Annotated in this window: 14 protein-coding genes; 11 read left to right on the top strand and 3 right to left on the bottom strand. The window is 65.1% G+C overall.

Going from position 1 to position 17,924, the window contains the following annotated elements; all coding sequences use genetic code 11:
• Positions 1 to 3 precede the first annotated feature (3 nt).
• From BGRAMDRAFT_RS30685 to BGRAMDRAFT_RS30660, 6 genes are all read left to right on the top strand, one after another.
• Positions 4 to 2,418 (top strand): aldehyde dehydrogenase family protein, encoded by a 2,415-nt coding sequence (locus tag BGRAMDRAFT_RS30685; protein WP_044022012.1) that lies wholly within the window; start codon positions 4 to 6, stop codon positions 2,416 to 2,418.
• A gap of 163 nt (positions 2,419 to 2,581) precedes the next feature.
• Positions 2,582 to 3,550, top strand: coding sequence for a ribokinase (locus BGRAMDRAFT_RS30680; protein WP_006052805.1), 969 nt, complete (start codon positions 2,582 to 2,584; stop codon positions 3,548 to 3,550).
• A 49-nt stretch (positions 3,551 to 3,599) separates the two neighbouring features.
• The gene (locus BGRAMDRAFT_RS30675) at positions 3,600 to 4,673 is read left to right on the top strand and encodes an ABC transporter permease (protein WP_006052804.1); all 1,074 of its coding nucleotides are present in this window, start codon (positions 3,600 to 3,602) and stop codon (positions 4,671 to 4,673) included.
• A 130-nt stretch (positions 4,674 to 4,803) separates the two neighbouring features.
• Positions 4,804 to 5,808: an autoinducer 2 ABC transporter substrate-binding protein gene (locus BGRAMDRAFT_RS30670; protein ID WP_006052803.1), complete on the top strand. Its 1,005-nt coding sequence runs from the start codon at positions 4,804 to 4,806 to the stop codon at positions 5,806 to 5,808.
• 60 nt (positions 5,809 to 5,868) lie between these two features.
• Positions 5,869 to 7,416 (top strand): sugar ABC transporter ATP-binding protein, encoded by a 1,548-nt coding sequence (locus BGRAMDRAFT_RS30665; protein WP_006052802.1) that lies wholly within the window; start codon positions 5,869 to 5,871, stop codon positions 7,414 to 7,416.
• A 75-nt stretch (positions 7,417 to 7,491) separates the two neighbouring features.
• The gene (locus tag BGRAMDRAFT_RS30660) at positions 7,492 to 8,526 is read left to right on the top strand and encodes an ABC transporter permease (RefSeq protein WP_232292395.1); all 1,035 of its coding nucleotides are present in this window, start codon (positions 7,492 to 7,494) and stop codon (positions 8,524 to 8,526) included.
• Positions 8,527 to 8,604: 78 nt separating this feature from the next.
• Here the strand turns inward: BGRAMDRAFT_RS30660 and BGRAMDRAFT_RS30655 are convergent, their stop codons facing one another.
• Positions 8,605 to 9,330, bottom strand: a complete 726-nt coding sequence (locus BGRAMDRAFT_RS30655) for a DeoR/GlpR family DNA-binding transcription regulator (RefSeq protein WP_006052800.1) — start codon at positions 9,328 to 9,330, stop codon at positions 8,605 to 8,607.
• 250 nt (positions 9,331 to 9,580) lie between these two features.
• On the opposite strand from BGRAMDRAFT_RS30655, the gene BGRAMDRAFT_RS30650 reads away from it, so the two are divergent.
• From BGRAMDRAFT_RS30650 to BGRAMDRAFT_RS30635, 4 genes are all read left to right on the top strand, one after another.
• Positions 9,581 to 9,832 carry a DUF2934 domain-containing protein gene (locus BGRAMDRAFT_RS30650; protein WP_006052799.1) on the top strand — a complete coding sequence of 84 codons (252 nt, stop codon included), beginning with the start codon at positions 9,581 to 9,583 and terminating at the stop codon, positions 9,830 to 9,832.
• Positions 9,833 to 9,885: 53 nt separating this feature from the next.
• Entirely contained in the window at positions 9,886 to 10,161 is a 276-nt protein-coding gene (locus tag BGRAMDRAFT_RS30645; RefSeq protein ID WP_006052798.1) for a hypothetical protein, read from the top strand.
• 174 nt (positions 10,162 to 10,335) lie between these two features.
• The gene (locus tag BGRAMDRAFT_RS30640; RefSeq protein ID WP_006052797.1) at positions 10,336 to 11,391 is read left to right on the top strand and encodes a glycosyltransferase family 4 protein; all 1,056 of its coding nucleotides are present in this window, start codon (positions 10,336 to 10,338) and stop codon (positions 11,389 to 11,391) included.
• 38 nt (positions 11,392 to 11,429) lie between these two features.
• The gene (locus tag BGRAMDRAFT_RS30635) at positions 11,430 to 13,274 is read left to right on the top strand and encodes an HAD hydrolase family protein (RefSeq protein ID WP_006052796.1); all 1,845 of its coding nucleotides are present in this window, start codon (positions 11,430 to 11,432) and stop codon (positions 13,272 to 13,274) included.
• Positions 13,275 to 13,321: 47 nt separating this feature from the next.
• Here the strand turns inward: BGRAMDRAFT_RS30635 and BGRAMDRAFT_RS30630 are convergent, their stop codons facing one another.
• Both BGRAMDRAFT_RS30630 and BGRAMDRAFT_RS30625 read right to left on the bottom strand, forming a co-directional pair.
• Complete coding sequence (locus BGRAMDRAFT_RS30630; protein WP_006052795.1) at positions 13,322 to 16,297, bottom strand: ATP-binding protein; 2,976 nt, start codon at positions 16,295 to 16,297, stop codon at positions 13,322 to 13,324.
• Between the two features lie 181 nt (positions 16,298 to 16,478).
• Positions 16,479 to 17,315, bottom strand: a complete 837-nt coding sequence (locus BGRAMDRAFT_RS30625) for a helix-turn-helix transcriptional regulator (RefSeq protein WP_232292394.1) — start codon at positions 17,313 to 17,315, stop codon at positions 16,479 to 16,481.
• A gap of 40 nt (positions 17,316 to 17,355) precedes the next feature.
• Between BGRAMDRAFT_RS30625 and BGRAMDRAFT_RS35730 the strand changes: the two genes are divergently transcribed.
• Positions 17,356 to 17,532 (top strand): hypothetical protein, encoded by a 177-nt coding sequence (locus tag BGRAMDRAFT_RS35730; RefSeq protein WP_232292393.1) that lies wholly within the window; start codon positions 17,356 to 17,358, stop codon positions 17,530 to 17,532.
• The last annotated feature ends 392 nt before the right edge of the window (positions 17,533 to 17,924 follow it).

Raw genomic sequence — 17,924 nt, 5'->3', positions numbered from 1 at the left:
CCCATGAGCGTAGCGGAGTATTTTTCTTCGATGGAATACGGCCCCTCGTCCGAGGGCGACCAGCCCGCGCGCGCCTGGCTCGCGCAACATGACGCGCGCTTCGGGCATTTCATCAACGGCGCGTGGCACGCGCCGGCAAGCGGCGCGCATTTTGTGTCGCACGCGCCGGCGAGTGGCGAGCGCCTTGCCGAAGTCGCCCAGGGCGATGCGGCCGATGTCGACGCCGCGGTAGCCGCCGCGCGCGCCGCGCAACCCGGCTGGCTCGCGGCGGGCGGCGCGGCACGCGCGCGGCATCTGTATGCGCTCTCGCGGATGGTGCAGCGGCACAGCCGGCTCTTCGCGGTGCTCGAAGCGCTCGACAACGGCAAGCCGATTCGCGAGACGCGCGACATCGACGTGCCGCTCGTCGCGCGTCATTTTCTGCATCACGCCGGCTGGGCGCAGTTGCAGGACAGCGAGTTCGCCGATCATGCGCCGCTCGGCGTGATCGGCCAGATCGTGCCGTGGAATTTCCCGCTGCTGATGCTCGCGTGGAAAATCGCGCCGGCTATCGCAACGGGCAATTGCGTCGTGCTGAAGCCGGCCGAATACACGCCGCTCACCGCGCTCCTGTTCGCGGAGCTCGCGCATCGCGCCGGCCTGCCCGCGGGCGTGCTCAATGTCGTGACCGGCGACGGCGCGACGGGCGCGGCGCTCGTCGAGCATCCGCAAGTGGACAAGCTCGCGTTCACCGGCTCGACGGAAGTGGGCAAGCTGATCCGCTCGGTCACGGCGGGCTCGGGCAAATCGCTGACGCTTGAGTTGGGCGGCAAGTCGCCCTTCATCGTATTCGACGACGCGGACCTCGACGCCGCGGTCGAAGGCGTGGTCGACGCGATCTGGTTCAACCAGGGCCAGGTGTGTTGCGCGGGTTCGCGCCTGCTGGTGCAGGAGGGCGTCGAAGCGCGCTTCATTGCGAAGCTCAAGCGTCGCATGGAGTCGCTGCGCGTCGGAACGTCGCTCGACAAGAATGCCGACGTCGGCGCGATCGTCGATCCGGTGCAGCTCGAGCGGATTCGCTCGCTCGTCGAAAGCGGGCGGCGCGAGGGCTGCGCGATCTGGCAGGCGAGCAATACGACGCTGCCTGCCAACGGCTGCTTTTATCCGCCGACGCTCGTCACGAACGTTGCGCCCGCATCGACTCTGGCTCAGGAGGAAATCTTCGGCCCGGTGCTCGTGTCGATGAGCTTTCGCACGCCGGAAGAAGCGGTCGCGCTCGCCAACAATTCGCGCTATGGACTCGCTGCGAGCGTGTGGAGCGAGACCATCGGCCGCGCGCTCGACGTCGCGCCGCGGCTCGCGGCGGGCGTGGTGTGGATCAACGCGACGAACCTGTTCGACGCAGCGGTCGGCTTCGGCGGCTATCGCGAGTCGGGCTTTGGCCGCGAGGGCGGACGTGAGGGCATTTACGAATATCTGAAACCGCGCGCGTGGCTCAATCTTCCGAAGCGCCGGCCGCCGAGCGCGACGCAAGAGGACAGCGACGGCGTAAAGACGGCTGCCGAGCAGGACACGGCGAACATCGCGAACATCGTATCGATCGACCGCACGGCGAAGCTCTTTATCGGCGGCAAGCAGGTGCGCCCGGACAGCGGCTATTCGCTGACGATTCACGCGCCGGACGGAACGCCGGTCGGCGAGGTGAGCGAAGGCAATCGTAAGGACATACGCAACGCGGTCGAAGCGGCGCGCGCCGGGCACAAGTGGTCGCAGGCGAGCACGCATAACCGCGCGCAGGTGCTGTTCTATCTCGCCGAGAATCTCGCGGTGCGCGCCGATGAATTCGCGCATCGGCTCGTCTTGCGGCATGGCGTGACGGCTGACGCGGCGCGTGCGGAAGTAGAGGCGTCGGTCACGCGCCTCTTCACGTACGCGGCGTGGGCCGACAAGTTCGACGGCGCGGTGCACACGCCGCCGTTGCGCGGTGTCGCGCTTGCGATGCACGAGCCGCTCGGCGTGATCGGCATTGCGTGTCCGGACGAGGCGCCGTTGCTGGCTTTCGTTTCGCTGATCGCGCCGGCGCTCGCGATGGGTAATCGCGTGGTCGTGCTGCCGGGCGAGGCCGGTTCGCTCGCCGCGACGGATTTCTATCAGGTCGTCGAGACGTCCGACGTGCCCGGCGGCGTGGTGAACATCGTCACAGGCAAACGCGCGGCGCTGCTGCCGGCGCTCGCGAGCCACGACGACGTCGACGCGGTCTGGTGCTTCGGCAACGCGGCGGATTCGGCGCTGATCGAGCGCGCATCGGTCGGCAATCTGAAGCGCACCTTCACCGACTACGGCCACCAGTTCAACTGGTTCGACCGTGCGAGCGAGGGCAGGCCGTTTCTGCGCCAGGCCGTGCAGGTGAAGAACATCTGGATACCGTACGGAGATTGACCGCACAGCAGCACACGCACCGCAGCGCAGAGCATGCGCGTCGATCACAAAATGAAGGAGACAACGTGCCGAACATTCTGGACTTCCTGCTGTTGACGAACGCTGCGCCATCGCACGCGGCGCGCCGCATGACGAAGCACGCGGCGCACGAAGGGCTGCCGTCATGAGCGCGCAGCAAGCGAGCGGACGCGTCGTCATTCTCGGCATCTACGTGACCGATCTGACGTTTCGCGCGGCGCGCATGCCTTCGATCGGCGAGACGATTGCGGGCTCCGCGTTCGCGATGGGCCCTGGCGGCAAGGGCTCGAATCAGGCCGTGGCGGCGGCGCGCGCAGGCGCTCAGGTCGTGTTCTGCACGCGCATCGGCGACGATGCGTTCGGCTCCATCGCACAGGCCACCTGGGCGCGCGAGGGCATTACGGCGCGCGCGTCGGTGGTGCCCGGCGTGGCGACGGGCGCGGCGCACATCTTCGTCGACGACACCACGGGCATGAACGCGATCATCGTCGCGGCCGGCGCGGCGGGCACGCTCGGCGCAGCCGATGTCGATGCGATAGAAGCCGAGATTGCCGGCGCGCGCGTGTTCGTCACGCAGCTCGAGCAGCCGCTCGCGGCCGCGCGGCGCGGACTCGAAGTGGCGCGCAAGCATGGCGTCATCACAGTGTTCAATCCCGCACCGGCCATGCCGCTCGACGACGACATCTTCCCGCTGTGCGACTACATCACGCCGAACGAAAGCGAGGCGGCCGCGCTCACCGGCGTGCCGATCGCGAATGTCGACGATGCGCGGCGCGCGGCCGATGTGCTGCTCGCAAAAGGCGTGGGCGCCGCGATCGTGACGCTCGGCGAAGGCGGCGCGTTGCTGCACGACGCCACGCAATCGGTGTGGCTGCCCGCGTTCCGCTGCGGTACGGTAGTGGAAACGGCGGGCGCGGGCGACGGCTTCACGGGCGGCTTCGCGGCTGCGCTTGCGCGCGGCGAAGACCCGATTGCGGCGATGCGCTTCGGCTGCGCGCTCGCGGGCATCTCGGTCACGCGCGCGGGCACCGCGCCCTCGATGCCCACGCTTGCCGAAGTGAACCAGGTGTTGAGCGAGTACAGCGAGTCGGGCCAGACCGCGCAGGTGTCGTAACTCATCCGTGCAGTAACGTGCAGTGCAGTGTCAGGAGATCATGAGCGCCATGAAGTCTTCGTTTGCTGCGGGAAAACTGTTTGCCGACCGGCAACTCAACTTCCTTCTGATCGTCAACGTGCTCGTCGTGCTGGTCGCGACGTGGCTCTCGCGCGGCCAGTTCGTCGACATCGACAATCTTCAGTCGATGGGCGGCCAGTTGCCCGAACTCGGTCTGCTCGCGCTCGGCATCATGCTGTCGATGGTGTCGGGCAACGGCGGCATCGACCTGTCCGGTGTCGGCCTCGCGAACCTGTCGGGCATGGTCGCGGCGATCGTGGTGCCGCGCTTCGTCAATGGCGACGATTCGCCGATGCTTTACACGTCGCTCTTTTGCGCGATCGTGCTCATCATGGGCCTGCTCGGCGGGCTGCTCAACGGCGTCGTGATCGCGCGGCTCAGACTCACGCCGATTCTCTGCACGCTCGGCACGCAGTTGCTGTTCACCGGCTTCGCGGTCGTGATCAGCAACGGCGCATCGGTGCATGTCGACTATGTCGAGCCGCTGTCGGACATCGGCAACGGCACCGTGTTGCAGGTGCCGATTGCGTTCTGCATCTTCATCGCCGCGGTGATCGTGCTGGGATGGCTGCTCAGGCGCAGTCCCTTCGGCCTGCGTCTCTATCTGATGGGCACGAATCCGAAGGCCGCGTTTTACGCGGGCATTCCGCGCGCGCGCATGCTCATCACGACCTATGCGATGTGCGGCGTGCTCGCGTCGCTTGCCGGCCTGATCAGCGCGACGCATACGTCCAGCGCGAAATGGGATTACGGCAACTCGTATCTGCTGATCGCAATCCTCATTGCGGTGATGGGCGGCGTGAATCCCGCAGGCGGTTATGGGCGCATCGTCTGCGTGTTTTTTGCGGCGACAGTGCTGCAGTTTCTGTCGAGCCTCTTTAATCTGCTCGGCGTCTCGCAGTTTTTCGGCGACTGCGCGTGGGGCTTTTTGCTGCTGCTCTCGCTGGCCTTTGCGGGCGGCGAACGCGTGCGCGCAATCTTCGGCTTCGGCGGCGGTGGCGCGCATCCGGCAACGGAACCGGCAGCGGCTCGCGCCGACGGCGGCACGCCGCCAAAGCGCTAACGCATAGCGAAGTATCGGTAAAAGCAAACGCAACGCAACGCAACGGATGAAGGCGAACAAGGTGCCCTCCCTGTTCGCGACGGCTGACACGGCCAGCACGGGCGACATCGAACGATAAAGGAGACATTGCATGAAACTGACTCGACTGGGTGCCGCGCTCGCAGCAGGCGCAGTGGCGGTGGGCGCGATCGCCGCAGCGCAGGCCGCCACCAACGAAACCATTGTCACGGTCGTCAAGGTGACGGGCATCAACTGGTTCAACCGGATGGACGACGGCGTCAAGGAATTCGCGAAGGAAAACACCGGCATCACCGCGTACCAGACGGGCCCGGGCCGCGCGGACGCGGCGCAGCAACTGAAGATCATCGAAGATCTGATCGCGAAGAAAGTCACCGCAATTGCAGTCGTGCCCTACGATCCGCCGACACTCGAACCGGCGCTCAAGAAGGCGATGGATCGCGGCATCAAGGTCGTCACGCATGAAGCGGACAACGCAAAGAACACGATGGTCGACATCGAGGCGTTCGACAACACGGCCTACGGTGCGGGTCTGAACGAACGGCTCGCGTCGTGCATGCATAACGAAGGCAAGTGGGCGGTGCTGGTCGGCTCGCTCGGCAGCCGTTCGCAGGTGCAATGGGCCGACGGCGGCATTGGGAACGCCAAGGCCAAATACGCGAAAATGAATCTCGTCGAGCCGAAGCTCGAAACCAATAACGACGGCGAGCGCGCGTACGAAGTCGCCAAAGAAGTGCTGCGCAAGCATCCGGATCTGAAGGGCTTCCAGGGCTCGTCGTCGCTGGATGTGATCGGCATCGGCCGCGCCGTCGAGGAAGCCGGCATGCAGGGCAAGATCTGCGTGTACGGCACGGGTCTGCCGACCGAGGCGGGCAAGTTCCTCGAGAGCGGCGCGATCAACGGCATCGCGTTCTGGGACCCGAAACTCGCGGGCATCGCGATGAACAAGGTCGCGAAGATGCTGGTGGACGGCAAGACCGTGGAGAACGGCGCGGACCTCGGCATTCCGGGCTACACGAAAGTGACGGTCGCGAAAGGGCCGGGCAAGGGCATCATCGTGCGCGGCCAGGGCTGGGTGAACGTCGACAAGTCGAACTACAAGCAGTATCCGTTCTGATTCCGTTGTTCACTTCGGGGCGCGTCCGGTGGGCGCGCCCCGGCACCGCGACCGCTCATCATGAATCGACAAGACGTCTCTTCCGCCCAGTCTTCGCAACCCTTTCTGCAAGTGGTCGGCGTGCATAAACGCTTTACCGGCGTACATGCGTTGCGCGGCGTGAGCCTCGCGTTCGAACGCGGGCAGATCTATCACCTGCTCGGCGAAAACGGCTGCGGCAAGAGCACGCTGATCAAGATCATTTCCGGCGCGCAGCCGCCGGACGAAGGCCAACTCGTGATCGAGGGCGTGCCGCATGCGCGGCTCTCCGCGCTCGAGGCGCTCGCGGCCGGCATCGAAACCGTGTATCAGGATTTGTCGCTGCTGCCCAACATGAGCGTCGCCGAAAACGTTGCGCTCACATCGGAACTCGCGACGCATGCCGGACGGCTCGCGCGCACTTTCGATCGCCGCGTGCTCGCCGCCACGGCCGCGCGCGCGCTCGAAGCGGTGGGCCTGCCCGGCAACGCGGATTTCCAGGCGACGCTCGTCGAGCAACTGCCGCTCGCCACGCGGCAGCTTGTCGCGATTGCGCGAGCGATTGCGAGCGAAGCGAAGTTCGTCATCATGGACGAGCCCACCACGTCGCTCACGCAAAAGGAAGTCGACAATCTGATCGCGGTGCTCGCGAATCTGCGCGCGCAAGGCGTGACGGTGCTGTTCGTGAGCCACAAGCTCGACGAGTGCTATGCGATCGGCGGCGAAGTGATCGTGCTGCGCGACGGACAAAAGATGGCGCAAGGACCGATCGCGCAGTTCACCAAGGCGCAGATCAGCGAACTGATGACGGGCCGCCATCTGTCGAACGAGCGGTATCGCGAAAGCGCGCACGCGGACGACGTCGTGCTCGACGTGCGCGGCTTCACGCGCGCCGGTCAGTTCAGCGACGTCACGTTCAGGCTGCACGGCGGCGAGATTCTCGGCGTCACCGGACTGCTCGATTCGGGGCGCAACGAACTCGCGCGCGCGTTGGCGGGCGTCGCGCCGGCGCAAGCGGGCGAGGCGCGGCTCGACGGCAAGCCGATTGCGCTGCGCACGCCGTCGGATGCAAAACGCCACCGCATTGGCTATGTGCCGGAAGACCGGCTGAACGAAGGGCTCTTTCTCGACAAGCCGATTCGCGACAACGTGATCACCGCGATGATTTCGAGCCTGCGCGACCGCTTCGGCCAGATCGACCGCGCGCGTGCGCAGGCGCTTGCCGAGCAGACGGTGAAGGATTTGCAGATCGCGACGCCCGGCGTCGACAAGCCCGTGCAATCTCTTTCCGGCGGCAACCAGCAGCGCGTGCTGATCGGCCGCTGGCTCGCCATCGACCCGCGCGTGCTGATCCTGCACGGCCCCACGGTGGGCGTCGACGTGGGCTCGAAGGACATCATCTACCGGATCATGCAGCGGCTTTCGCAGCGCGGCATCGGCATCATTCTGATCAGCGACGACCTGCCCGAGCTTCTGCAAAACTGCGACCGCATTCTGATGATGAAGAAGGGACGCGTGGCCGCCGAATATCAGGCCGACGCATTGAGCGAGGCCGATCTGTATCACGCGCTGCTTTCCGAAGCGGCCTAGAGGACGTCAACCGCCATGAACTCGCGCATCCAGCCGCGCATCGACTTGCCCACCGACTCGTCCACCGAATCGCCCATGAAGCAGACCATGACCACTCCGAATGTCGTCGAAGTCGCGCCGAGCGTCGAACCGGGAGGCTTGCGCATGCGGCTCGCGCGCAACCCCGAGTGGTTCACGGTCGCGCTGATCGTGGTCACGTGTCTGATCGTCGGCGCCATCAACCCGCGCTTCTTTCAGTTGGCGACGCTGTTCGATCTGCTGCATTCGGCAACGACCATGTCGCTGTTCGCGCTCGGCACGCTCGTCGTGCTCGCGTCGGGCGGCATCGACGTGTCGTTCACCGCGATTGCCGCGCTGACCATGTACGGCATCACCAAGGCCGTATTCGCGTTCTGGCCGGACGCGCCGTTCGCGCTGATTCTCGTCGCGGGTGCAGTGGGCGGCGTCATGCTCGGCGTCGTCAACGGCTTGCTCGTGCATCGGCTGAAAGCGCCTTCGCTGATCGTCACGATCGGCACGCAATACCTGTATCGCGGCTTGCTGCTGACGTTTATCGGCACGACGTTCTTCATGAACATTCCGCACAGCATGGATCGCTTCGGCCGCATTCCGCTGTTTTTCTATCACACCGCGGACGGCTTGCGCGCGGTGCTGCCGGTCTCGGTGCTGGCGCTCGTCGCCGCCGCGTTCGTCACCTGGTGGCTGCTCAACCGCACGATGATGGGCCGCGGCGTCTACGCGATGGGCGGCTCGCTTGCGATTGCCGAGCGGCTCGGCTACAACCTGCGCGCGATCCATCTGTTCGTGTTCGGCTATACGGGCATGCTTGCCGGCATCGCGGGCATTCTGCATGTGTCGAACAACCGCCTCGCGAATCCGTTCGATCTGGTCGGCTCGGAACTCGACGTGATCGCCGCGGTGATTCTCGGCGGCGCGCGCATTACGGGCGGCACGGGCACGGTGGTGGGAACGCTGCTCGGCGTGGTGCTGGTTACGCTGATCAAGAGCGTGCTGATTCTGGTCGGCGTGCCGACTACGTGGCAGAAGGTGATTATCGGCGCGTTTATTCTGCTCGCCGGCACGCTGTTCGCGCTGCAACGCAAGCGCTGAAAACGCGCCGCGCGGGGTTGCGTTCGTGCGAGCGGAAGGCGCGTCGCGATGCGCGCCTGCCGCTTCACGCTAAACGTATTACGTGCGCTTGCGCGGCGCCTGGCCTTCTTCGGTGATGATCGAATCGAAGTCTTCGATCTGTGAAAAGCGCACGGCTTTCACGACGCCGAACTTGCTTCTGTCCACGACCAGATGCCGCTCGACGGCGCTCGCCATCGCGGCCTGCTTCACTGCGACTTCGTGGAAATTCCAGCAGGTCACGCCGCGCGCGGTGTCCACGCCGCCCGCCGAGATAAACGCCTTGTTGATGCCCATGCGGCGCAGCATCTCGAGACTTTCCTCGCCCGCGAACGAATCCGACGAAGGCACATAGACGCCGCCGAGCAGAATCATGCGCACGTTCGGCTTGCGCCGCAAAATCTCCGCGACGTTCAGCGAATAGCAGACCACGGTCACATGGCGCTCCGGCGGAACGAGGCGCGCGAGTGCAGCGAGCGTCGTGCCGCAATCGATGAAAAGCGTTTCGTTGTCGCCGATCAACCCCGCCGCGATCGACGACGCGTCGGCCTTGGCCTGCGCGAAGTGATCCTTTTCCTGCTCCAGCGAATAGCCGGCGTTATTCGGCACATCGGTCGCGCTGACGATATAGCCGCCGAGATACGTGAAGCGATCCGAATTCGCGGCAATGTCGCGGCGCACCGTCATTTCCGATACGCCGAGCAGCGTCGCGGCATCGCGCAGGCGCATCACGCTTTGCCGTGTCAGCGCGTCGGCCAGAGCGCGAAGGCGATCGGGTTTGAGCATGGAGGTCCTGGCGCGTGGAGAGAATGTGAATGTCGTTAGATTTGATTCATGCTTGCTGAAACGATTATAACGACAGGCTCATCGTGAGGCGAGCGGAAAGCCAACGCAGTCGCGCAAAAGCGCTTGCTTCGAGACTTCACATGCAGCGTGCGCGCATCGCGCATGGGAACGCGCTTTGCTCACCTCACCGGCGCAGCGGCCCGCATCGCGTGCGCTGTTTTCGACTGACGACAAACGTTTGGAGATTGCCATGGACGGCCTGCCGGGCGAACCCACCGTAGAGGACCGAATCCGCAAGCGCGCGTATGAGCTATGGCAGAGCGACGGCTCGCCGGAAGGAAGCGCCGACGATTACTGGACACGCGCTCAGGCGCAGATCGAAGCCGAAGGCGATACGGGCAACGCCGAGCCGCCGGTTGCCGTCGACCAGTCGAGCAAGGGGCGACGCGCGGACGAAGCCGTCGGCGAAGACAGCGAACCGCGAGCCGATAACGGTTCGTGAGGGCACCTGGCAACACAACTGAGCGACACAACCACGACACGCGGGAGAACATCATGGATTTCGAATACGGAGGGTGCATCGTTCATCTGACGGCAGGCGTCGACGGCGGCGCGATCGTTGCACATGCGAGGATCGAGGTCACGCCAGGCAGCGTGAGTTCGGGCGACGATACGCACGACATGGAGTTTCACCGCGATTTCGTCGATGAACACGAGGCGCTCGAATTCGCACGTGAACGCGCGACGGCATGGATCGACGAGCACGTCGAACGGGCAAACGGAGCGGAGCCCGCGGCGTCCGCCGATGGCTATAGCGGCCCGATCAGCTAGCGGCGCATGCAGTCCGCTCAGGTTCAGAATGACCATTGCCGCGCGTACCGCTTAATTTCATCGCCGGCCTGTACATTTTTCCATCGGCGAAAAGCATTGCGGCTCGCGCGTGACGGCGCCGGGCATGCACGATGCGGCGGCTTCCGAACATAGGTTCGTCGAATGGAGCAGGGCATGCGTATCGCGCAGGTTTCGCCGTTGTATGAGAGGGTGCCGCCCGTGGCCTATGGCGGCGTCGAAAGAGTGGTGGCGTGGCTCGTGGACGGTCTCGTCGCGCGGGGCCACGACGTGACGCTCTTTGCAAGCGGCGACTCGCGCACGCGCGCGCGGCTCGTCTCGGGCAGCGACTGCGCGGTTCGTCTGATCGAAGATACCGCCGACCCGCAGGCCTTCCATTTCGCGATGCTCGAGGACGTGGTGCGACGCGCCGACGAATTCGACATCGTGCATTTTCATACCGATTACGCGAGCTTTCCATTCGCCCGGCGTTTGAACTGCGCGTCGCTGACGACCTTGCACTGGCGGCTCGACGTGCCTGGCTTGAGCACGCTTTACCGGCAGTTCGCCGACATGCCGGTGGTCTCGATCTCCGCCGCGCAACGCGCGCCGTTGCCGTGGCTCAACTGGCGCGCGACCGTGCATCACGGTTTGCCCGTCGACCTGCTGCGCTTTCATGAAGAGCCGGGCGACTACGTCGCGTTTCTCGGCCGCATCGCGCCCACCAAACGCCCCGACCGCGCGATCGAAATTGCGCGGCGCGCGGGCTGGCCGATCCGCATCGCCGCAAAAATCGACAACGGCGATCGTGCGTATTTTGAGCAGGAAATCGCGGAGCTGTTCGAGCTGCCGCATGTCGAGTATTGCGGCGAAGTCGGCGATTCCGACAAGAACGATTTCCTCGGACGCGCGCGTGCGTTGCTGTTTCCGATCGACTGGCCGGAGCCCTTCGGCCTCGTGATGATCGAAGCGCTCGCGTGCGGCACGCCGGTGATCGCCTTCGATCATGGCGCGGCGCATGAAATCGTCGAACACGGCGTAACCGGCTTTCTCGTTCACTCCGTCGACGAAGCGGTCGACGCGCTCGCGAAGATCGACACCATCAGCCGCGCCGCGTGCCGCGCGGCCTTCGAGCGCCGCTTCACCGTCGAGCGAATGGTCGACCGGTACGTCCGCATTTACGAAGCGATGCTGCGCGACGCGTGCGACGCGCAACCGCTCGAGGCCGGCTGAAACAAGGCTGAACAACACGCGATCACGGAGCGCTTTCCATGCGATTTTTTGCCATTGCGACCGACTACGACAACACCCTTGCATCCGACGGACGCGTTGCCGACGCGACGTGGGCCGCGCTCGAACGCCTGCGCGCGTCGGGCCGCCAGGCGATCCTCGTGAGCGGCCGCGAGATGGACGATCTGCTCGCGATCTGTCCGCGGCTCGATCTGTTTTCGCGAGTCGTCGCGGAAAACGGCGGCGTGCTGTACACGCCGTCGACGGGCGCGCGGCGCCTGCTCGCTCCACCGCCGCCGCCGGCTTTCGTCGACGAATTGCGAAGCCGCGGCCTGCGCCATTTCAGCGTCAGCGAAACGCTCGTCGCGATGATGAAGCCCGCGGAACAGATCGCGCTCGCGGCGATTCGCGATCTGGGCCTCGGCTTGCAGATCATCTTCAACGGCGACGCGGTGATGATCGTGTCGCCGGGCATATCGAAAGCAACCGGCTTGCATGAGGCGCTCGACGAACTCGCGTTGTCGGCCTTCAACGTCGCGGGCGTCGGCGACGCGGAAAACGATCACGCGCTGCTCGACGCATGCGGTTTCTCGGTGGCGGTGGCGAATGCGCTGCCGGCGTTGAAGCAGCACGCCGACATGGTCACGAGCCAGGCGGCGGGCGCGGGCGTCGCGGAACTGGTCGACGCGATCGTAAAGGACGACCTGCGCGAACGCGCGTGCGCCGCGCCGAAGAGCCGCGTGCTGATCGGACATGCACGCGATGCAAAAGACGCGGGAGACACGCAAGGCAGGCAAGACACGCGCGAACCCGCGGACCGTTACTGCCCGGCGCACGGCACGGTCGCGCTGCTCGCCGGCGAATCGGGATGCGGCAAGTCGACCGCGTGCGCGGGTCTGCTCGAACGCCTCGCGGGCATGCATCAGCAGTTGTGCATCATCGATCCGGAAGGCGACTATCAGAACGACGAGGATACGATCGTGATCGGCGACGCGCACACCGCGCCGGTCATCGATGAAGTCGTGCAGTTGCTGTTGCGGCCTCCGCGTCCGGCGGTGGCGGTCAATCTGCTGCGTGTGCCGTTGCCCGAGCGGCCCGCGTTCTGCGCGTCGCTGCTGCTCGAAGTGCAGCAGTTGCGTCTGCGAACCGGGCGGCCGCACTGGCTCGTATTCGACGAGGCGCATCATCTGTTTCCGGCTGGCTGGGCCGGCGCGAACCAGGCGATTCCGCAGGCGCTCGAGACCGCGCTCGCGATCACCGTTTCTCCGCAGCAACTGGACGGCGCGTTCCTGCGTCAGGTGAACCTGATACTCGCAATGGGCCCGAGCGCCGGCAAGGCGGTGCAGGAACTCGCGAACGCCACCGGCCGCCCCGTGCCGCAGCTTCAGGAAACGCAGATCGAAACAGGGCAGGCGTTGTTATGGCGGCTCGATGAGCCCGAGCCCGAAGGCGTGATCCGGCTCGAGCCGGGCAGCAAGCATCGCCTAAGGCATCGGCGCAAATACGCGGAAGGGCTGCTGATTCCCGAGCGCAGTTTCTATTTCCGCGGGCCGCAGAACGCATTGAACCTGCGCGCGCATAACCTCGTGCTGTTCGTCGAAATCGCCGAGGGCGTCGATGCGGGCACCTGGCAGTATCACCGCGAGCGCGGCGACTATTCGCGCTGGTTCGAAAAGGAAATCGGCGATCCGGATCTCGCGGCGCAAGCGCGGCAGATCGAGCAGGACGCTTCGCTCGATGCAGCCGCGAGCCTCGCGCGCATCAAGGCCGCCGTGCAGGAGCGTTATACGCAGCCGGAGAATCCGTCGATGCCCGCGGTGCTGACGGCGAAGAATGCGGATGTGGCGGCGGCAGATGGCGAAGACGCGGATGGAAAAAAAGAATAGTTCGGATGGCGTAATAAATCCGCGCTCGGGGCTTGCGCGACGCTAATCTAATCGACGCGCGCGAGGCTCGCGTTCGGTTTGCGCGCGGCTTTGCGACGAGCATCGAGCGGCGCGGGACTTGTCAGCATCGGCGACGCAGTGCTCACCGTGCGTTCCGCTCCACGCATCGTGCTGAGCGTGTCGAACAGCGCACGCACATCGGCGGCATTCGACGGCGCATCGAAACACAGCGCGAGGCGCTCGAGCATGTGCAGCGCTTGCGAATCGCGCTGCGCGTCGTGAGATTCTTCACGCCACAGCGCGGCCAGCGACAGCGACGCGCGCAGCTCCCACATTGTCGCGCCTTGCCTGCGGGCCATTTGTATGGCCGTGGTGAAATGCGCTTCGGCGTCGGCGGATCGGCGTCGTGCGCGCGCGGCGATACCGAGCACGCGCCACAGTTCAGGGACGAACATCATCTCGCCGTTGTTCTCGCAGAACTGCAACGTGTCGTTGAGCCGGCGCACCGCTTCGTCGATTCGTCCTGCTGCAACGAGCGCTTCCGCATAGGCCGCGATGAACAGCGTGATGAGCCGGCGAAAGCCCCGCGCGATCAGCGCGTCGAGCGAACTCTCCAGCAATGCGACGCCTCGTTGCAGTTGACCGTCGAGAATGTCGCGATGCGCGGACAAACAGTTGCAGTAGTCGCGCCACACGTCGAGCCCATGCAGCGCCACTTGCGAGCGCATGATGTCCAGATACACGGCGGCGCGGCCGAGGTCGCCGCACATCAGCGACAGCGGCGCGGCCGAAGCGCCGAGCGTATGCGTGAGCGACGGCTCCATGATGTCGGGCCGCACGAGGCCGACGAGCGTGTCGACGAGCCGCATCGCCTCGCCGCAATGTCCCTCGAGCCATGCAATGCGCGCGAGCGTGCCATTGCAGTAGACGAGCGGATCGACGGCAATCGTGTTGTCGCGCTGTCCGCTGTATTCGAGCTCGGCGAAGCGGTTTCTCGTGCGAAGCAGTTCGGCCTTGGCCTCCGCATGGCGGCCGAGGCAATGCTGCGAAATGGCGGCGATCTGATCGGCTAACGTTTCCTGCCAGGCGTTCTCGCGTTGCTGCGCGAGCTGCCGCAAGCGCACTGCGAATTCCGCCGATGCGTGGATGTTGCCGCTTGAAATCATCGTGGTCCACAGGCCCCACAGGGCGCGCGCGTGGTACGCGTCGTCGGCGCGTTCCGTTGCGAGCGCATAGACCTTGCGCCACAATTGCTCGGCTTTCGAGACCGAGCCGCGCACATGCGGCAACGCCGAAGCCAACGCCGCGCGCACACGCATTTCGTCGCGCGCATCGATGCTCGCGGCGGGCAGCGCGTCGAGCGCGTCGAGCGTGTCGACGGCGCGCGTCGCGCGTTCGCAGCATTCCGCGATCATGCCGCCGTCGAGCAGCGCAGCCGACAGCGTCGATGCCAACTCGACGCCGAGTTGCAGGTCGCCGTCGGGCGAGAACGCCCAGTCGTACGCATGGCGCGCGTCGTCGAGCGTGTGTTTGAGTGCGGCGGCGAGTGCGGCGGCGCTGTCAGCGTTGCCGCGCACGGTTTGCGCGGTGTGCGTGATGAAGCACTGCGACAGATAGCGCGCGTGGCGCACCGCGAGTTCCTGGCGCTCGCCTTCGGCTTGCAGCTTGTCGAGCGCGTATGCGCGGGTCGATTCCGACAACCGGTAGCGCGCGACCGGCCCGTCGAACTCCACATTCACGAGCGACTTCGCGAGCAGTTCGCTGATCGCGATGATCGCATCGGCGACCGTCAGCGACGCATCGCATGCGACCGCGCACATCGCTTCGAAGCTGAATACGCCGCCGAACACCGCGCTTCGCCGGAACAGCGCCTGCGACTTCGCGTCGAGCAGCGCGAAGCTCCAGTCGAAGGTCGCGCGCAAGGTCTGGTGACGCGGCAACGCAGTGCGATAGCCGCCCGCGAGTATCGCGAGGCGATCGTCGAGCCGTTGATACACGCCGACCACGCCGAGCGTCACGACGCGCGCGGCCGCCAGTTCGAGCGCGAGCGGAATGCCGTCGAGCCGCCGGCAGATTTCGCCGACGAGCCGCAGTTCGGCGCTGTCCGTGGCCACCTCGCGCTGCATCGAGTTGGCGCGCAGCAGAAACAGATTGACGGCGGAGCGCCGCAGGATGTCTGCATCGGCGCTGCCGGGCTGCGGCACGTCGAGCGGCTCGACGCGAAACACCGCTTCCGCCATGATCCGCAGCGGCTCGCGGCTCGTTACGAGCATGCGCAGATCCGCGTTCATGGCGGCCAATACCTCGACGGCCTCGGCGACGTGCTCGATCACGTGTTCGGCATTGTCGAGCACGAGCAGACGGCGGCCGGCGAGCGCAGAAGCGATTTGCGCGAGGCCCGGCGTTGCGTGTTCGACCGGCAGTCCGCAAGCTTGCGCGATGGCGGCGAGCACTTCGTCGCGCGTGCCGAGCGTCGCGAGTTCGACGAACCAGACCGGTTCCGTGAAGGGCTCAGTGACATCTGCCGCGGCCTGGCGCGCGGCTTCGACGGCGAGACTCGTCTTGCCGATGCCGCCCGCGCCGACGAGCGTCAGCACGCGCGTATGGGCCAGCATCGAGCGGATCTGCATGACGTCCGCTTCGCGCCCGACCAGTTGCATGCGCAACGGCGGAAGCGGCCGTCCGGCCGGCGCGCATTGTGCCTCTGGCGAAGGCGCCGCCACGCTCGCCACGCGGTGCCGCTGCACGAGCTGATAGCCGCGGCCAGGCACGGTCAGGATCAGGTCGCGGTCGGCGCCGAGAATCTTGCGCAACGCGGACAGATGAACCTGGATATTGTTTTCCTCGACGATGGTGTTCGGCCACACGGCGTCCATCAGCTCGTCCTTGGTGACGAGGCGACCGCCGGCCTTGACGACCATCGCGAGAATGTCGAAGGCGCGCGAGCCGAGCGGCACACGTTCGCTGTCACACCATAAGGTGCGCAGTTCCAGATCGATTTGAAAGCGGCCTAGTTCAATCATGTCGTTTTCAATTTCCGGACAACGGGCTGAGGGAAAAACGTGCAGGCGGTAGGGCAGAAATTACCGCGTCCGCGCCTCGGCGTCTTGTCGGTTAGTGCGATGCTTTGTAGGAAAGTCTCGCGATGGCGAGCGCAGACGGCTGTCATGCCGGCGGGGCGTTGCGTGCGGCGTGTGGCGCGCCTTAACGCCCAGCCTGTCGACGCCAATGTCCAGGGGGCGTGCCGACCAGTTGCGAGAATGTGCGCGTGAAATGGCTCTGATCCGAAAACCCACAAGCCATGGCGATGTCGGACAGCGAACGGTCCGATCGTTTCAGAAGTTCGCGCGCCTGGTCGACGCGCCGCTCGAGCAGCCATTGATGCGGCGTGCGCTGCGTGGTCTCGCGAAACGCGCGAATAAAATAACTGCGCGACAGATTGCACGCGCCCGCGATCTCTTCAATGGAGACATTGCCCTGCGATCTGGCGAGCAGCATCTCCTTCGCGCGCGCTTCCTGCAAGGGTGAAAGACGGCGGCTCGCCTGACCCGTTCCACGCGCGGGCTCGCCATATCGATCCAGCAGATGCGTGCCGATGGTCACGCCAAGTTGTTCGACGAAAAGCGGGCTTGCGTTGTTCTCTGCGTCGAGTGTGAGCGCGAGCACCTGAGCGAGATGGCCGAGCACCGGGTCCTTGTGTCCCGCGACGGTCGCGATGCGTGCGAGGCCGCGGCCGCGTTCATGGCAGGTGTCGCTGACGAACGCGCGCGACAGTTCGATCAGCACGAAGTCGAAGCCGCCCAGCAGTTCGGCGCGATAGTCGTCGGCGAGATCGCGCACGTACACCGAGTCGCGCTCGAACTCATGCGTGGTCCACCGATGCTGCGAGTGGATGCGCCGCCGATGTCCCGTTCTCAGCGATACGCCGATCAGAAAGCCGCGGCCCGAGCCGTCCATGACGACCGGGTTCGTGTCGCTGCCGAGCGTGCATTTGCGATAGAACCTGAACTCGCCGGTATCGAGTTCGCGGTCATGCTGCAAGCGGCTCGACAGACAGCCGAGCGAATCCTCGCGAGCCGCGGTGGCAGACCCTGTGGCAGAAGCGGTGGAAGAAGCGGTGGAAGAAACGGTGGAAGAAACGGTGGAAGAAGCCCCAGTGGAAGAAGCGGCGGATGCAAGCCTATCGTTGAGCATGGTCGTTACCCCTGTTCGTCGCAGCGCCCGACTGCATGCCGTTAATTTACTCGGAAATAATTAAATGTAAGTGAATTGTCATTATGCCGGGTTTTCCGGCGAATTGGGGATGGCGGCTCATTCGCCATATGCACAAACAATAGGCAAAAAGCGCGATAAGAAGCGCGATAAGAAGGGCGAGAGCCGCGCCGGGACTGGCTTTGCGCGCAGGAGCGGGATGGCGGACGCCCGGCGGCAATTGATTTTGTGATTTCTTTAGACGTATTGCCGCAATCGAGCGCGTGTCAAAATTCAGCGCCGACAACAGTCATGTATTTGAAGTGCATCTATTAATCGGCAACGCGCGCTTTGCAGCCACGAAGAAGGCGCGGGTTGCCGATTAAGGGGTGCGCTTCAAATACATGACTGTTGTCGGCGCTGAATTTTTGACACGCGCTCGATTGCGGCAATACGTCT

Source organism: Paraburkholderia graminis C4D1M, assembly GCF_000172415.1.
Classification (GTDB): Bacteria; Pseudomonadota; Gammaproteobacteria; order Burkholderiales; family Burkholderiaceae; genus Paraburkholderia; species Paraburkholderia graminis.
This window is presented reverse-complemented; position numbering and strand designations above follow the sequence as displayed.

Excerpts from the sequence above, each read along its gene's own strand:
- BGRAMDRAFT_RS30685 (WP_044022012.1), top strand. The coding sequence starts at position 4 with ATGAGCGTAGCGGAGTATTTTTCTTCGATGGAATACGGCCCCTCGTCC.
- BGRAMDRAFT_RS30680 (WP_006052805.1), top strand. The coding sequence starts at position 2,582 with ATGAGCGCGCAGCAAGCGAGCGGACGCGTCGTCATTCTCGGCATCTAC.
- BGRAMDRAFT_RS30675 (WP_006052804.1), top strand. The coding sequence starts at position 3,600 with ATGAAGTCTTCGTTTGCTGCGGGAAAACTGTTTGCCGACCGGCAACTC.
- BGRAMDRAFT_RS30670 (WP_006052803.1), top strand. The coding sequence starts at position 4,804 with ATGAAACTGACTCGACTGGGTGCCGCGCTCGCAGCAGGCGCAGTGGCG.
- BGRAMDRAFT_RS30665 (WP_006052802.1), top strand. The coding sequence starts at position 5,869 with ATGAATCGACAAGACGTCTCTTCCGCCCAGTCTTCGCAACCCTTTCTG.
- BGRAMDRAFT_RS30660 (WP_232292395.1), top strand. The coding sequence starts at position 7,492 with ATGAAGCAGACCATGACCACTCCGAATGTCGTCGAAGTCGCGCCGAGC.
- BGRAMDRAFT_RS30655 (WP_006052800.1), bottom strand. The coding sequence starts at position 9,330 with ATGCTCAAACCCGATCGCCTTCGCGCTCTGGCCGACGCGCTGACACGG.
- BGRAMDRAFT_RS30650 (WP_006052799.1), top strand. The coding sequence starts at position 9,581 with ATGGACGGCCTGCCGGGCGAACCCACCGTAGAGGACCGAATCCGCAAG.
- BGRAMDRAFT_RS30645 (WP_006052798.1), top strand. The coding sequence starts at position 9,886 with ATGGATTTCGAATACGGAGGGTGCATCGTTCATCTGACGGCAGGCGTC.
- BGRAMDRAFT_RS30640 (WP_006052797.1), top strand. The coding sequence starts at position 10,336 with ATGCGTATCGCGCAGGTTTCGCCGTTGTATGAGAGGGTGCCGCCCGTG.
- BGRAMDRAFT_RS30635 (WP_006052796.1), top strand. The coding sequence starts at position 11,430 with ATGCGATTTTTTGCCATTGCGACCGACTACGACAACACCCTTGCATCC.
- BGRAMDRAFT_RS30630 (WP_006052795.1), bottom strand. The coding sequence starts at position 16,297 with ATGATTGAACTAGGCCGCTTTCAAATCGATCTGGAACTGCGCACCTTA.